General features: G+C 69.2%; 12 protein-coding genes. 3 read left to right on the forward strand and 9 right to left on the reverse strand.

Features of this window, described 5'->3' with window-relative positions:
• Positions 1–39: 39 nt before the first annotated feature.
• The 9 genes from OG247_RS00770 to OG247_RS00810 form a co-directional block, all read right to left on the reverse strand.
• A complete protein-coding gene (locus OG247_RS00770) occupies positions 40–1,521 on the reverse strand; it encodes a non-reducing end alpha-L-arabinofuranosidase family hydrolase (protein ID WP_327250303.1) in 1,482 nt (493 codons plus the stop codon).
• The gene (locus OG247_RS00775) at positions 1,521–2,264 is read right to left on the reverse strand and encodes a cupin domain-containing protein (protein ID WP_327257296.1); all 744 of its coding nucleotides are present in this window, start codon (positions 2,262–2,264) and stop codon (positions 1,521–1,523) included. Before OG247_RS00775 ends, OG247_RS00770 begins: the two co-directional genes overlap by 1 nt.
• Positions 2,261–3,121 carry a PmoA family protein gene (locus tag OG247_RS00780; RefSeq protein WP_327250304.1) on the reverse strand — a complete coding sequence of 287 codons (861 nt, stop codon included), beginning with the start codon at positions 3,119–3,121 and terminating at the stop codon, positions 2,261–2,263. The genes OG247_RS00775 and OG247_RS00780 overlap by 4 nt, the downstream gene beginning before the upstream one ends.
• Positions 3,118–4,164 (reverse strand): Gfo/Idh/MocA family protein, encoded by a 1,047-nt coding sequence (locus tag OG247_RS00785; protein WP_327250305.1) that lies wholly within the window; start codon positions 4,162–4,164, stop codon positions 3,118–3,120. Before OG247_RS00785 ends, OG247_RS00780 begins: the two co-directional genes overlap by 4 nt.
• Complete coding sequence (locus OG247_RS00790) at positions 4,161–5,213, reverse strand: endo-1,4-beta-xylanase (protein WP_327250306.1); 1,053 nt, start codon at positions 5,211–5,213, stop codon at positions 4,161–4,163. Before OG247_RS00790 ends, OG247_RS00785 begins: the two co-directional genes overlap by 4 nt.
• A gap of 29 nt (positions 5,214–5,242) precedes the next feature.
• Positions 5,243–6,424, reverse strand: a complete 1,182-nt coding sequence (locus OG247_RS00795; RefSeq protein ID WP_327250307.1) for a glycoside hydrolase family 30 protein — start codon at positions 6,422–6,424, stop codon at positions 5,243–5,245.
• 235 nt (positions 6,425–6,659) lie between these two features.
• Positions 6,660–7,490 carry a carbohydrate ABC transporter permease gene (locus tag OG247_RS00800; RefSeq protein WP_327250308.1) on the reverse strand — a complete coding sequence of 277 codons (831 nt, stop codon included), beginning with the start codon at positions 7,488–7,490 and terminating at the stop codon, positions 6,660–6,662.
• Positions 7,487–8,383: a carbohydrate ABC transporter permease gene (locus tag OG247_RS00805; RefSeq protein ID WP_267036930.1), complete on the reverse strand. Its 897-nt coding sequence runs from the start codon at positions 8,381–8,383 to the stop codon at positions 7,487–7,489. The genes OG247_RS00800 and OG247_RS00805 overlap by 4 nt, the downstream gene beginning before the upstream one ends.
• A gap of 85 nt (positions 8,384–8,468) precedes the next feature.
• The gene (locus OG247_RS00810; RefSeq protein ID WP_327250309.1) at positions 8,469–9,761 is read right to left on the reverse strand and encodes an extracellular solute-binding protein; all 1,293 of its coding nucleotides are present in this window, start codon (positions 9,759–9,761) and stop codon (positions 8,469–8,471) included.
• A 230-nt stretch (positions 9,762–9,991) separates the two neighbouring features.
• Here OG247_RS00810 and OG247_RS00815 point away from each other — a divergent pair, with 230 nt between their 5' ends.
• Genes OG247_RS00815 through OG247_RS00825 form a run of 3 tightly spaced genes read left to right on the forward strand, consistent with a single transcriptional unit; the run spans position 9,992 to position 14,740 of the window.
• Positions 9,992–11,005 carry a LacI family DNA-binding transcriptional regulator gene (locus tag OG247_RS00815; protein ID WP_327250310.1) on the forward strand — a complete coding sequence of 338 codons (1,014 nt, stop codon included), beginning with the start codon at positions 9,992–9,994 and terminating at the stop codon, positions 11,003–11,005.
• Between the two features lie 31 nt (positions 11,006–11,036).
• Positions 11,037–13,256: a glycoside hydrolase family 3 N-terminal domain-containing protein gene (locus OG247_RS00820; RefSeq protein WP_327250311.1), complete on the forward strand. Its 2,220-nt coding sequence runs from the start codon at positions 11,037–11,039 to the stop codon at positions 13,254–13,256.
• Positions 13,253–14,740: a glycoside hydrolase family 43 protein gene (locus OG247_RS00825; protein ID WP_327250312.1), complete on the forward strand. Its 1,488-nt coding sequence runs from the start codon at positions 13,253–13,255 to the stop codon at positions 14,738–14,740. Before OG247_RS00820 ends, OG247_RS00825 begins: the two co-directional genes overlap by 4 nt.
• Positions 14,741–14,833: the final 93 nt, after the last annotated feature.

Genomic DNA, 14,833 nt, shown 5'->3' on the forward strand with positions numbered 1-14,833 from the left:
ACACCGGCTCCGCTCCGGAGCCGGACCCGTGTCACACCGTTAGCGCTGCAGTGTCAGCAGACCCGGCCGGTAGGGCCATTGGCCGTAGTCGCCGCCGGAGTTGGGGTCCCGCCCCTGGTAGAGGAACTGCAGGTTGCAGGGATCGACGGTGAAGGTCTGATCGGCGCTGGTGCGGATCAGTTCGCCATGGCTGATGTCGTTGGTCCAGGTGGCGCCACTGTTGGCCTTCCCGGCGAAGGGGTTGCTCGCGGTCGCGGCCTGGGGCGTCCACGAGCCGTTCAGACTGGTGGCCGTGAACGAGCGGAAGTAGCGGCCCTGCGGGCCGCTCGCCTCGACGATCATCAGGTAGCGGTCCTGGCCCTGGAGCTTGTAGACCTGCGGGGCTTCGAACAGGTTGTCCGGCGTGTCGCTCATGATCGTTGTGTAGGTCGAGCCGAAACTGCTCGGGAAGTTCCCGATCGGCATGGCGGCCCGGTAGATCTTGCCGTTGTCACCGGCGAAGAACAGGTACATGTTCGTTCCGTCAGCGATGAGCGTCTGGTCAATGGGGCCGGTGGTGGAGCCGGTGATGCTTCCGGAAAAGAGCACCTGCTGCGAGGACCAGCCGTTGGGGTTCGTGGGGTCGCTCGACGTCCGGTAGGAGAAGGCGCTCCCGCCTCCCCACTGGTAGGCGAGCACCCAGATGTTCTTCGGCGCGAAGTAGAAGAGCGTGGGCGCGACGACGGAGTTCGACATCGTGTTCTGGTTGGCCGAGGCCATCTCCGACCAGTTGCCGAACAGGCCGAAGTTCATCGAACCCCAGCCCGCTCCCGTTCCCGCGGCGCCGTGCGTCGTCGCATAGACGAGATGCTTGCCGTTGTAGGGGGCGACGGTGAAGTCCTTGAGCGAGGCCCACCCTGACTTGGGCTGCGCCAGCGCGCCCGTCGAGGTCCAGCGGTAGGTCGACGGAAGAGCGCACGCACCGGGGTTGCCGGCACCGACCTTGACGAGCTGCCACTGCTGGTTGGTGCCGCCCCAGTCGTCGTACTGGACGATGTTCGCGTTGTCGGCGGTGGAGCCGCCTTGTACTTCGAGGGCCTTGTTGCTGTGGCGCGCGATGAGCCTCACGTAGCCGTCCGAGCTGTCGGCCAGCCGCCACTGCTGATTGGTCCCGTTCGCGTCGGCCCACTGGGCGATCGAGGCGCCGTTCGCGGTGGACCCGTTCTGGACGTCCAGCACCTTGCCGGAGTGGCGGGACTTGATGCGGTAGTTGCCGCCGCCGGAGTCGACGAACTGCCACTGCTGCTGGTTCTGATCGTTCCGGGTCCACTGGGTGATGCGGGCGCCGTCGCCGGTGGCCAGGTTGTAGACGTCCAGGGCCTTGCCGCTGTTGCGGTTGACCAGCACGTAGGAGGCGTTGGGGTCGACGGTCGCCGCGCTGGCGGGCTGGACGCTGAGGAAGGTGGCCAGGAGCAGCAAGGGCGCGAGGACGGCGAGCAGGCGTCGCCTCAGGTGGACCGGGGAGGGATGGCGAAACCACATCAGAAGGGCTCCTTTGGAGGGTGGGGATGAGGTGACCCCGACGGACCGCGGAACAGCCGTATTGGGGGGTCGGGGACGGGATAGGTGTGAAGGCGGCCGCACATGCCGAAGCGTTGGTGCTCCGGACGCTCCAGTCGCGACACTTCGCCGTGGTCGAGGTGGGAGAGGTCTCCGGCCTTCAGCCGTTCCAGCTGACGGCCGGTCGTGACGGCAGCGGCCATGGGGCCGTCACGCCAGCGGATCCACCAGGCGTCCAGGAGCTCGCTCTTCAGGCGGTGGGCTGCGATGTGGAACTCCGGCAACCCGCCTTCGCACAAGGCCAGGAAACCCTCGACCGCCAAGTCGCGGCGGCGGCGCGCTGCCGCGGAATGGTCACCGGTCAGGGCCGCCGCCCTCCGGTAGGCGTGGGGATCGGCCAGGAGCGGAGCAGGGAAGGTGAAGACGGCGTCGCCCGCCTCGGGGAGTCCGCCGTTCTGCATGAGCACCACGAGGCGCAGGCCGCCGTCGTTGACGAGGCGGTGGATCGTGCCGGGGGTGAACCAGACGACGTCGCCGGGGTGCAGCGGGGTGTCGGCGAACCCGGAGGTGGTGAGCGTCTGGACGCTGCCCGCGCCGCCGGTGACTACGTAGGCTTCGGAGCAGACGAGGTGCATGTGGGGCGTGCCGCCGCACAGCCCGTCGGCGGCCTCCCAGTCGTACACGGTCAGCCCGGAGATCCCCACGCCGCCGGGGAACGGGGTCACCACGAGTGTTCCGCGATGTGGCGGGACAGGCGCCCGGGGGTCCACGCGCCGTTGGCCACGACGATCCGGTAGCGGCGCGACATGGTCTCGCCCGGGGCCAGCGGCAGTTCCTCGTCGAATGCCAGGGAGGGGTTGACGGCTGGGAAGGGCTCGCTGCGGACGAACCAGTCGCAGGGGGCGTCCGGATCGTCCAGGAACAGGAGCGTGGAGGAGCGGTCGACCTCGTCGTGCGTGCCGGTGAAGGCCAGCCAGTCACCCTGCTCGCCCATCGCGGGGCCGATCACGTCGCCGCCGGTGAGATCGCGCGGGCCGCGCCAGAACAGGCCGCAGTATCCGGCGAGCCTTCTGCCCTGTGTGCCGGGGCTACCGAACAGCAGACCGGCGCCCCGAACGTTGGTCAGTGCGGTGGTGACGTCCAGGGTCCAGGAGTCGGCCTCGACGTCCCGGGCGGTCAGCGTGCGGCGCTCGTCGATCCAGTGCTCCCCCGCCATCGTGTACCAGGCCAGGGCTTCGGTGATCACGGCGCGGCCTCGGACCGTCTCGGCGGACAGAGTGAGGCTGCGCATCGTGCCGAGGTTCGGCAGGTCCACGTAGCCCTGGCCGCGCAAGTAGGTTCCGCCGCCCCAGAAGTTGTGCCCCGACACCCACGACGCCGTGATCTGAATGCCCTTGTGCCAGCGGTGGTCGTGCGGCCGGTAGCCGGTGACCACGTCGCCGGCGAGCGTGCGCACCGGATGGAGGTAGGGTTTCGGCGCCTCGAAGGGGTCCATGACCGGCCGGTGCACGTACCGGAAGAGGTCGACGCCGCGAGCTCGGACGGTCAGCGAGTCCTCGTCCTCGATGAGTTCGAAGGTCATCGGAACACCTCCGGGCGGCCTCCGTTGAGCAAGCCGTAGAACGGGTCGGCCGCGTCGATCTCTCCGCGCCGGACCGGCAGGCCGGTGATCGCGGCCTTGTACAAGGCGGTGACCAGTTCCATGGTGGGCCTGCCGAGGTCGGGCCGGATCCCCGCCTCGTAGTCGTCCAGGAAGGCCGCGAGTTGGGCGGTGTGCGAGCTGGGCAGGTCCTCCGGCGGCTCCCACTTCACGCTTTTCGAGCTGGTGGTGAACGTCCAGTCCGCGTTGGAGTAGCCGTACAGATGGCGCAGTTCGACCGTGGCGTCGGTGAGATCGAACCGCAGGTAGCTCTCCTCCCGCGGGGAAAGGACGCTGTTGACGACCGTCGCGATGGCTCCGTTCTCGAACCGGACGAGGGCCGCGGACACGTCCTCGGTCTGGATCTCGCGTTCGAGGCGGCCGGCCATCGCGCGTACCTCGGTCCATTCGCCGAGCACCGCGAGCATCAGGTCCATCTGGTGGATGCCGTGGCCCAGAGTCGGGCCACCGCCCTCACCCTCCCAGCTGCCGCGCCAGGGCACGTCGTAGTAGGCGTCGTCGCGGTACCACGCCGTGACGCACTGCGCGACGAGCGGACGGCCCAGCGTCCCGGCCGCGATCCGGTCACGCAGGTACCCGGCCCCCGAGCCGTACCTGTGCTGGAACACCGCGCCCGCGACGGCGGGCCCCTCGGCGCCGCGGATCCGGTCGAGCTCGGCCAGCGACAGGGCCACCGGCTTCTCGCACCAGACCCACGCGCCCGACTCCAGGCAGACCACGGCCTGGTCGGCGTGCAGGAACGGAGGCGTGCACAGGTGCACGAGGTCCGGCCTCTGCTCCTGGAGCATCGTGTGCAGGTCGGTGTAGACCGCGGGTATGCCGTGTTCGGCCGCGAACGCCTCGGCGCGCGCGGCGTCCACGTCGACGGCGGCCACGATCACGGCCCGGTGCGCCTGCGCCCGGAGGGCGGGAACGTGGCAGAGACCCGCGATCCCGCCCGCTCCGACGATCGCCGTTCGGATCATCCGCCCAGCACCTTCCTGATCGAGTGATAGGCCGGCTTGGGCAGCAGGTTCTCGTCGTAGGGCAGCGCTGCGCCCTCACCGGGGAAGACGGAGGGGATCCACGAGTACTTGTCCGTGTAGTCCCAGATGGTGATGCCGACGCATTTCTCGACCGCCAGGCAGGCCTTGACGTAGTCGGCGTACCAGGTGGCCTGGGTGGCGAGCTTCGAAGGGGTCGCGGGGAGGTTCATCCGGATGTCGAGCTCGGTGATCGCGACCTCGACCCCGAGATCGGCGAAGCGCTGCATGTTCTGCCGGACATCGGCGGGGAAGCCGTACTGGAGCGCCAGATGGCCCTGGATGCCGAAGCCCTCCACCGGGACGCCGTCGGCCTTCAACTGCTTGATCAGGGTGTAATAGGCGTCGCTCTTGGGTCCGATCCAGTCGACGTTGTAGTCGTTGAGGTACAGCTTGGCGTGCTGGTCGGCCTCGTGGGCCCAGCGCAGGGCGTCGGCGATGTAGCCGGGGCCGAGCGTCTTGTAGAAGAGGGTCTCGCGGTAGGTGCCGTCTTCGTTGAAGGCCTCGTTGACTACGTCCCAATGGATCACCTGGCCCTTGAAGTGCCGGACTTCCGTCTGGATGTGGTTCTTGAGGACGGCGCGCAGTTCGTCGGCGGTCCAGGCGCGCTCGGTGAGCCAGGCGGGGAGCTGGTTGTGCCAGATGAGGGTGTGGCCGCGGACCTTCTGGTGGTGGGCCTTGGCGAACGAGACGACCTCGTCGGCGGCGGTGAAGTCGAAGACGCCGCGCTCGGGCTCGGTGGCGTACCACTTCATGGCGTTGCCGGGGGTGGTCTGCCCGAACTCGCTGCCGAGGAGCTTCAGATAGGCGGCGTCGGTGAACTCGGGGTTGTCGGTGGCCGAGCCGAAGTACTTGTGGTGCTTCTTGGCCAGTTCTCCGAGCGTCCTGGGGCGGGGCTCGGCGGATGCGGGCGCGGCGGCGAGGCCGGCCGCCAGGCAGACGGCGGCGGACAGAGCGGTGAAAATCTGGGACGTTGACCTGGGAATGGGCATGACGGACTACTCCTGCGGTGATGGTCGGTTCAGTCGAGGACGATCGTGGTCAGCGCGCGTGGGGCGATCGTCGCCTTGAGGGTCGTGCCGTGCATGGAGACGATGTCGGCCGGGGTGATCGAGCGGGTCTCGTCGGTGACGTAGCCGTCGGGGCGGCGGTCGTGCCCGCCGCGGAGAGAGAACTCGGCGGAGCTTTCGTTGGTCGCGGTGTTGAGGATCTCGATCACGCGGCTGCCGTCGGTGTTGCGGAAGGCCGTGATCTGCAGTGCCGGGTCCGCCTTCGTGACCGGCACGCGGACGGCGCCGGGGCGGATGAAGCGGCTGAAGGCGGCCAGGGCCCAGTACCGCTTGGACACCCGGTAGTCGTCACCGGGGTTGGCCAGCTGGATGAGCCCCCGGGTCGCGCCGAGGGACGCGCCGGTCCAGTAGACGTAGGCGCTGGCTTTTCCGACGGTCAGTGTGTTCTGGATGTCGGCCGCGACGGCGAGACCGTCGTAGCCGCTGCCGTCGTCCCAGTTCTCGTTCCAGGTGGCGCCGTCCGGAGACCATTCCGACATCCACACTGGCTTGTCGGTCGGCTGCGGGACCGCGGTCGGACCGCTGTAGCGGTGGCCGGTGATGGCCCGCACCGACTTGCCGGCGGCGGGGTCCGCCTCGATGGCCTCGGTGTAGGCGGCCTGCCGGTCCCAGCCGGCGGCGTCGCAGCAGACCAGCTCGGTCCTCAGCCCGGATGCGCGAACGGTCGGCCCGAGCACCTTGAGGAAGTCGACGGCCTGCTGCGGGGTGAACCGCATCGAGGCGTAGGTCGCCGTCCAGTCGGGTTCGTTGGTGAATCCCAGGTCGGTGATCCCGATGCCTTCCTGCCGGTAGAACTTCGCGTACTGCACGAGGTAGTTCGCGTAGGCCTGACGCCATTCGGGCCGCAGCTCGCCGCCGCCGTTCTCGCTTCCGTTGGTCTTCATGAAGGCCGGGGCGCTCCAGGCGTCGGCGTAGAACCGTTTGACGCCGTAGGACTTGGCCTCCTTCGCGAGCCAGACCTGGCCGCCGTCCCAGCCGTCCCAGACGTACTTCGGCGTGGCGTCCGGCCCGCCGGGATCGGCCGGCAGGATCGTCGGCATGTGGTCGTAGACCCTGTCGGTCGACGACCCGATGCCCAGGCGCAGGATCGAAAGGCCGGCGCCCTTGTCCTTGCTGAGCAGCAGGTCGAGCACTTCGCGCTGCTTGGCCGGGCTGAGGCCGCGCGCCGTGCAGCAGGTCGGCCCGCTGGAAGGCCATCGAGAAGCCGAATCCGTCCATGGACTGGAGCGCTGTGCGGAAGTCGATGCCGTTTCGCGCGGTGGTGGGGGCGGCCGCGGCCTGCGTTGTTAGCGCTAACAAAATTGGGACTGCCAGGGCGATCAGGCGTTTCACAACGTCTCCTCGGGGGTGGATGTCGTGCGGGACGAATCAGCCCTTGGTGGCGCCCGCGGTGAGTCCGCCGATCAACTGCCGCTCGGCGACGGCGTAGAAGGCGAGGGCGGGGACCATGGCGAGCACGATGTAGGCGAGGACGAGCGCGTAGTCGGTCGAGTACTGGCCCTGGAACTGCTGGACGCCGACCGGGATCGTCTGCCATTGGGGGTCGTTGAACACCAGCAGCGGCAGGAAGAAGTTGTTCCAGCTCGCGACGACGGCCAGCACCGACACCGTGCCGAGCGCCGGACGCGCCATCGGCAGCAGGATCTTCCAGAAGAAGCGGAACTTGCCGCAGCCGTCCATGACGGCCGCCTCCTCGACCTCTGCCGGAATGGTCCGGAAGAACCCCCGCAGAATGATGATCGTCATCGGGAGTCCGAAGGCCGCCTGCGGGAGGATCACTCCGAGCGGGTTGTCGAGCAGGTCGAAGTTGCGCAGGAGCAGGAACAGCGGCAGGACGGCCACGGCGAACGGGAACATGAGCCCGATCGTGAACAGCGTGTAGAACAGCTCTCTGCCCCGGAAGGCGTAGCGGGCGAGCACGAACGCCGCCATCGCGGACGCCGCCACCGTGCAGCACGTCGTGCCGATCGCGATGCCCGCGCTGTTGGCGATCTGCCGCCAGAACATTCCATCGCCGAGAATGCCGGTGTAATTGCCGGTCTTCCAGTGTTCGGGCAGCCCGAACGGGTTGGTCGTCAGCTCGGCGGTGCTCTTGAACCCGGAGATCACCGCGTAGACCAGCGGCACGACGACGAACGCGCCGATCATCCAGACCACGGCGTGCAGCGACAGGCCGCGTGCCGTTCTGCGGGCGTTCATCGGCCACCTCCCGTTGTGACGGCCCCGCTCAGGTCACGGCGCAGTACGTAGCGCTGGTAGAAGAGGGAGAAGACCAGACTGATCATGAACAGCACCACGCTGATCGCACTGGCGTAGCCGACCTGGTAGCGCTTGAACCCGAACTGGAACATCGAGATCGCCATCGTCTCGGAGGAGTGGTTGGGCCCGCCGGCGGTCATGACCCAGACGAGGTCGAAGAGCTGGATGGCACCGATGACCGAAAGGAAGACGCTGATCCGGATCGTCGGGCCGAGCAACGGCAGCGTCACGTGCCGGAAGCGCTGCCAGGCGCCGGCGCCGTCGATGGAGGCGGCCTCGAGGATCTCGCCCGGAATGCTCTGCAGTCCGGCGAGGAAGAGCATCATGTGGAACCCGAAGTACTTCCATGTCATGACCACGAACAGGGTCGGCATGACCGTCGAGGGATCGGCGAGCCACTTGCCCTGCAGCCCTTCCAGCCCGAGGGCGCCCGCGAGATGGTCGGCCATGCCGCCACCGGGAAGGAAGATCATCGTGAAGAGGACCGCCGTGACCACTTCGGACAGGATGTACGGCGCGAAGAAGAGCATCCGGTAGACGGCCCGGCCGCGCAGCCTCTGGTTGAGCAGGACGGCGGTGAACAGCGCGAACGGCAACTGCACCGTGATCGACAGCGTGATCAGGTACAGCCCGCGCTCCAGATCACCGAGGAAGACCTGATCCCGGAAGAGGGTGGCGTAGTTCCCGAAGCCGACGAACTCCTCCAGGGGGCCGACCCCGCCCCACTTGAAGAAGCCGGTGTAGACGGCGACCGCGATCGGGGCGAGGACGAAGACGAGGAAGAGGACCAGAGCCGGGACGAGGAACCAGGCGACGGACGCCCAGCTTCCCAGCCGGCGAGGGAGCGAGCGTGCCGGGGCGGGCGGGCCCACCGGCCCGGCGTCCTGCGTCCGCTCCTTGGTCAGGGTGGACACGGAGCTAGGCACCCTTCGCAGCCTCGGTGATCGACTTGGTGACCTGCTCGGGCGTCTTCTTGCCCGCGATGAGGTCGGCGACGCTGTCGTTGACCTCCTGGCCGACCGCCGGCGGGTAGGCCTGGTCGAGGAAGAGCTGGAAGCCCGTCGCCTTGACCAGGCTCTCTGCCACCACCTTCCTGTTGGGGTCGGCGAGCTGGCTCTCCGCGCCCTTGACCACCGGCAGGTAGCCGTTGGAGGCCAGCAGCTTGGACTGGTTGTCCAGGACGAAGAACTTCAGGAAGTCCAGCGCCTCCTTGGGCGCGCCCTTGCGCAGCGCGAAGCCACCGCCGCCGCCGAACACGTCGGTGGCCCGGCCGACCCCGCCGTCGACCGTGGGGAAGGGGAAGAAGCCCAGGTCCGCCCCGAGGTCGGCGCCCGCGTCCTTCTGGACCGACGGTCCCCACTGCCCCATCAGCTCCATGGCGGCCTGACCGTTGCCCATGGTCGCGGCCTGGCCGCCGGGGGTGGCGTAGCCGGCGCCGAGGAAGGCGGTCTGGAACGGCTGGAGGTCGACCAGCTCCTTGAGGTGGGCGCCTGCCTGGACGAAGCCGGCGCCGGTGAAGTCCTTGGTGGTCGCGGCCTGCTGCAGCGCGGGGAGGCCTGCGACGCGCATCGCGAGGTAGGCCCAGTAGTAGTGGCCGGGCCATTTCTCCTTGCCCGCGAGGGCGATCGGAGTGACGCCCGCCGCCTTGAGCTTCTTGACGTCTTCGAGGAACTCGGCCCAGGTGGCCGGCGGAGCGGTGATCCCGGCCTTGGCGAAGAGCTTCTTGTTGTACCAGAAGCCGACCATGCCGACGTCGTAGGGCACCCCGTAGGTCCGGCCCTCGAACTGATAGGCCTGCAGCGAGACCGGGGTGAGCTCGGACGACCAGCCGAGCACGTCCGTGAGGTCCTCCACCAGACCCGCGTCGACCTGCTGTTGCAGCACGCCGCCGCCCCAGGTCTGGAAGACGTCGGGGAGCTTGCCCGACGAAGTGGTGGCCGTCAGCTTGGACTTGAACGCCTCGTTCTCCAACGAGGTCGTCTTGATCGTTATGTTCGGGTGAGCGGCCGTGAACGCCGAGGAGATCTGCGGGAAGAGGGACTTACCCGGCTCCGTCGTGGCGATGTTCCACCACGCGAAGCTCACCTTGCCGCCGGCCGTCGGCCCCGAGCCGGAGTCCCCGCCGCCACAGGCCGCGGTCAGCGAGACGGACAGAGCGGTCAGGCCCGAGAGCGCCAGGAAGCTTCGTCGGCTCGGGGGTGTGCTGGCCATGGGACCTCCGGGGTGGGGAATGCGGTTCGATTTCGAAACTGTTTCGCAAAATCCTCGCTTCGGTGCTGCCACAAACTAGGAACGCGTGACTCCTGGGTCAAGCCTTCTTACCGATTTCCCCGATGCAGCAACGCAGTTGGAGCTTGACAACCTGGTCGCACCGACCGGAAACTCTTCGAAAGTTTGCGATACCTGTCGTGAGCCCAAGACGTTCGCGCAGAGGAGAGAAGTTGAGCGAGCAGCGTCCGACCCTGGCCCTCATCGCCGCGGAGGCAGGGGTCTCCCAGGCCACCGTGTCGAAAGTTGTCAACGGCCGCTCCGATGTCGCACCCTCGACGCGCGAACGGATCGAGGGCCTGCTGCGCTCCCACAACTACCTCCACCCCGGCGGGCAGGCCAGGGCCCGCAGGTCAGGCCTGGTCGACCTGATCATCGGCGGTCTGGACAGCGCGTGGGCGGTGGAAATACTGCGCGGCGTAGAGGCCGAGTGCGCCCAGCGGAGCGTCGGCACCGTCGTGTCGCTCGTCCCGCCGGGCGAGGCCACGCCGTCGAGCTGGGCCGCCCTGCCGGTCCTGCACCACAGCGACGGCGTCATCCTCGTCACCGCCTCGGTCACCCAGGCCCAGCGTGCCCAGGTCGAACAGGCAGGGGTGGCGCTGGTGGTCATCGACCCGATCGACCTGCCGGGCAACGGTGTGCCGAGCATCGGCGCGACCAACTGGGCGGGCGGCCTCGCCGCCACGGAGCACCTGCTGGAGCTGGGGCACCGCCGGATCGCCGCGATCGGCGGGCGCAAGGAGATGCTCTGCAGCCAGGCCCGCATCGACGGGTACCGCGCCGCGCTGGAGCGGGCCGGGATCGAGGTCGACCGCGACCTGATCCGGTTCGGCGACTTCCAGCACGAGGGCGGGTTCCAGCGCGCCCGGGAACTGCTCGCCCTTCCCGAGCCGCCGACCGCCATCTTCGCCGGTAGCGACCAGCAGGCGATGGGCGTCTACGAAGCCGCCCGGCAGGGCGGGCTGAGCATCCCGCAGGACCTCAGCGTCGTCGGCTTCGACGACCTGCCGATGTGCGAATGGCTGTCACCGCCACTGACGACGGTGCGCCAGCCGCTGGAGGAGATGGGCCGGCTCGCGGCCCGCACGCTCTTCCAGCTCCTGGACGGCCAGCCGCTGGTCAGCCCCCGGATGGAGCTCTCGACCGAGCTCAAGTTCCGGCTCTCCACCGCCCCGCCCCGTCTCTAGGTCGTGTCGTCGAAGTCCCTAGGAGAACTCCTTGACCGAGCCCTGGCGTGACCCCCTCATACCCGCGTCCGCACGAGTCGCCGATCTGCTGAAACGGATGACTCTGGAGGAGAAGGCGGGGCAGCTCACCGGCTTCTGGGCGCTGCCCTCGGATCCGGGCGCACCGGTCGCGCCGATGGAGGACGATTCCGGCGAGACCGCGCCCGGCCTGGACGACATCGTCGCCCACGGGCTCGGCCAGCTCACCCGGGTGTACGGCACCGCGCCGATCACCGCGGAGGCCGGGATGGAGCGGCTCGCCTCGCTCCAGCGGCAGGTGACCGGATCCGGCCGGTTCGGGATCCCGGCGATCGCTCACGAGGAGTGCCTGACCGGGTTCATGACGTTCGGGGCGACGGTCTTTCCCGGGCCGCTGGCCTGGGGAGCGTCCTTCGATCCCGAGCTCGTGCGCCGGATGGCCGCCGCCATCGGGGCGGGGATGCGGCGGGTCGGCGTCCACCAAGGGCTGGCTCCGGTGCTCGACGTGGTCCGCGACTACCGGTGGGGCAGGACCGAGGAGTGCATCGGCGAGGACCCCTATCTCGTCGGAGCGATCGGCACCGCCTACGTGCAGGGCTTGGAAGGCGCCGGGATCGTGGCGACGCTCAAGCACTTCGCCGGGTACTCGGCCTCGCGCGGCGGCCGGAACATGGCCCCCGTCTCCTCGGGGCCGCGCGAGTTCGCCGACGTACTGGTCGAGCCTTTCGTACGGGCACTGCGCGAGGGAGGCGCCCGGTCGGTGATGAACAGTTACACCGACGTGGACGGAGTCCCGGTGGCCGCCGACGAGCGGCTGCTGACCGAGCTGCTCAGGGGTGAGCTCGGTTTCCGAGGTGTGGTCGTCGCCGACTACTACGCCGTCTCCTTCCTGGAGACCCGGCACGGCGTCACCGGATCGCGCGGCGCGGCCGGCGCGCTGGCGCTGACCGCCGGAATCGACGTCGAGCTGCCCACGGCCCGCTGCTACGGCGAACCGCTGACCGAACTCGTCCGGTCGGGAGCCGTACCCGAGGAGCTCATCGACCGGGCCGCGGAACGGGTCCTGCGGCAGAAAGCCGAACTCGGCCTGCTCGACCCCGACTGGGAACCCGTCAAGCCCGAGCCGGTCGACCTCGACCCGCCGGAGAACCGGGCACTGGCCGGGCTCCTGGCCGAACGGTCCACCGTGCTGCTCGCCAACGACGGCATCCTTCCGCTGCGGCCGTGCCGCGTGGCGATCAGCGGGCCGTACGCCGACGACCCCCAGTCCTTCCTCGGCTGCTACTCCTTCCCCAACCACGTCGCCCTGCCCGGCGACCTCGGACTGCACATTCCGACGCTCGGCGAGGCGCTCACCGCTGCCGGGTTCACGGTCACCGCGGACGATCCGGACGTGAACGTCCTGGTGCTCGGGGACCGGGCCGGCATGTTCGGCCGGGGCACCTCCGGAGAGGGCTGTGACGCCGAGACCCTCGACCTGCCCGGCGACCAGGCCGCACTCGCCTCCGCCGTTCTGGACTCCGGGGTGCCGACCGTCCTGGTCCTCGTCTCCGGACGGCCCTACGCGCTCGGCACGTTGGCCGAGCGCGCATCGGCGGTGGTGCAGGCCTTCTTCCCCGGCGAGGAGGGCGGGACGGCGCTGGCCCGGATCATCAGCGGGGCGGCAGAACCGTCCGGGCGGCTGCCCGTCTCCATCCCCCGCCAGGTCGGCGGCCAGCCCGGCACCTACCTGCACGCGAGGCTCGGCGGCCACACCGACTGGAGCTCGGTGGACCCGACCCCGCTGTTCCCCTTCGGACACGGGCTGAGCTGGACCAGCTTCACCTACTCGGAACTGTCGGTGGATCCCGTTGCCGCGACGGACGGGGCCGTCTGCGTTTCGGTCACCGTGCGCAACGTCGGCGAGGTGGCCGGGACCGAGGTGGTCCAGCTGTACCTCTCGGACCCCGTGGCGTCCGTCGTCCGGCCGCAGCGATGGCTCGCCGGATTCGGCAGGGTCGGGCTGCAGCCGGGCGCGGCCGCCCGGATCACCTTTTTCGTCCATGCCGACCGGACCTCCTTCACCGGGCTCGACCTGCGCAGAAGAGTGGAGCCCGGGGAGATCGGCGTGGCCGTCGGACGGTCCAGCGGCGATCTTCCGCTCCAGGGCTCCTTCACTCTGGAGGGCCCCGTACGCCACCCGGCGGCCGACCGGGTGCTGTCCGTGCCGGTCGAGATCGTCCCTGTTCCATGACCGGGTTCCTCGGTGATCCCGTGCTGCCAGGGTTCCGGCCCGACCCGTCCGTCTGCCGAGTGGGCGCGGACTACTACCTGGTGACGTCCAGCTTCGAATGGTTCCCGGGCCTTCCCGTGTTCCACAGCCGTGATCTCGTGAACTGGCGGCGCATCGGCTCCGCGCTCGACCGGGCGTCCCAGCTCGATCTCGACGGGTGCGAGCCTTCACGGGGACTGTTCGCACCGACGATCCGGCACCATGACGGGGTCTTCCATCTCGTCTGCACGCTGATGGACGGCCCCGGCCATTTCGTCGTCACGGCCACCGACCCGGCGGGGCCGTGGTCGGAGCCCCACTGGTTGGACGGTGAGGGCTTCGACCCGTCGCTGTTCTTCGACGACGGTCCGGACGGCGGCGGCGGGGACGGCGACGGCGACGGCGACGGCCGGGCTTGGTTCACCGCCGCACGAGTCGTGGACGAAGCCGCGGGCCGCACGGAGATCTGGATGCGCGAATACCTTCCCCGCGAGCGACGGCTCACGGGACCGGAGCACGTCCTGTGGACGGGAAGCCACCCGGGCGCCCGATGGTCGGAAGCCCCGCACCTCTACAAGATCGACGGCAGCTATCTCCTGCTCACCGCCGAGGGCGGCACCGATGTGGACCACAGCGTGGCGGCCGCCCGCGCCGCCCGCGTGACCGGCCCCTACGAGGGCGCCCCCGGCAACCCGGTGCTCCCACCCGCCAAGGGGCCGGTCACCTGCACCGGGCACGCCGACCTCGTGCAAACCCCGTACGGCGACTGGCGGGCCGTCCTCCTGGGCATCCGCCCGGGCTCCGCTCTCGGCCGCGAGACCTTCCTCAGCCGGATCACCTGGGACGCGGGCTGGCCGGTCTTCTCCCCCGTCGTCCACACCGACCGTCACCGCCCGCTCCACGACGATTTCGCCACCTTCTCCCCCGACTGGAGCACCCTGCGCACCCCACCCGCACGGTTCTGGACAACCGGTGACGGGCTCCGACTCCAGCTGCGCCCCGACCGCCTCGGCGAACGCACCACCCCGTCCCTCCTGGCCCGCCCCCAAGAACAGCCCGACTGCGACGTCTCCACCGAACTGCATTTCACCCCCGCCGCACCGGCCGAACAGGCAGGCCTCGCCGTAGTCCTCGACGACGACGCCCATCTCCTCCTTCTTCGCACCACGGAGGGACTCAGCCTCCGCCACGGGCCCGAGGTCCTGGCCGGCGTTCCCGTCCCCCCGGGCCCCGTTCGCCTGGGGGTCCGCATCCGCGGGTTCAGTCACACCTTCGCCCACGCGGCTCCGAACGGCTTCTGGGAAGACCTGGCCACCATCGAAGCCACCTTCCTCAGACCGCTGTTCACCAGCATCCAGCTCGGCCTCTACGCCACCTCCAACGGCCGACCCTCCACCAACCAAGCCCACTTCACGCGGTTCGACATCACGTACCCGAGCCGGCAGGAGACACCAGGCAGGCCCTGACGTCGCTGACGCCGCGACCAGGTGGCGGTGCGCGGGACGGCCTTGTCGCCGCCCCCGTCGAAAGTATTGACACGTCAATTGTGAGCGTTAACA

It is taken from the genome of Streptomyces sp. NBC_01244, assembly GCF_035987325.1.
In the GTDB taxonomy this organism is placed as follows: Bacteria; Actinomycetota; Actinomycetes; order Streptomycetales; family Streptomycetaceae; genus Streptomyces.

Bases quoted from the DNA above. Each gene is read 5' to 3' on its own strand.
- OG247_RS00770 (WP_327250303.1), bottom strand. From the start codon at position 1,521: ATGTGGTTTCGCCATCCCTCCCCGGTCCACCTGAGGCGACGCCTGCTC.
- OG247_RS00780 (WP_327250304.1), bottom strand. From the start codon at position 3,121: ATGACCTTCGAACTCATCGAGGACGAGGACTCGCTGACCGTCCGAGCT.
- OG247_RS00785 (WP_327250305.1), bottom strand. From the start codon at position 4,164: ATGATCCGAACGGCGATCGTCGGAGCGGGCGGGATCGCGGGTCTCTGC.
- OG247_RS00790 (WP_327250306.1), bottom strand. From the start codon at position 5,213: ATGCCCATTCCCAGGTCAACGTCCCAGATTTTCACCGCTCTGTCCGCC.
- OG247_RS00800 (WP_327250308.1), bottom strand. From the start codon at position 7,490: ATGAACGCCCGCAGAACGGCACGCGGCCTGTCGCTGCACGCCGTGGTC.
- OG247_RS00810 (WP_327250309.1), bottom strand. From the start codon at position 9,761: ATGGCCAGCACACCCCCGAGCCGACGAAGCTTCCTGGCGCTCTCGGGC.
- OG247_RS00825 (WP_327250312.1), top strand. From the start codon at position 13,253: ATGACCGGGTTCCTCGGTGATCCCGTGCTGCCAGGGTTCCGGCCCGAC.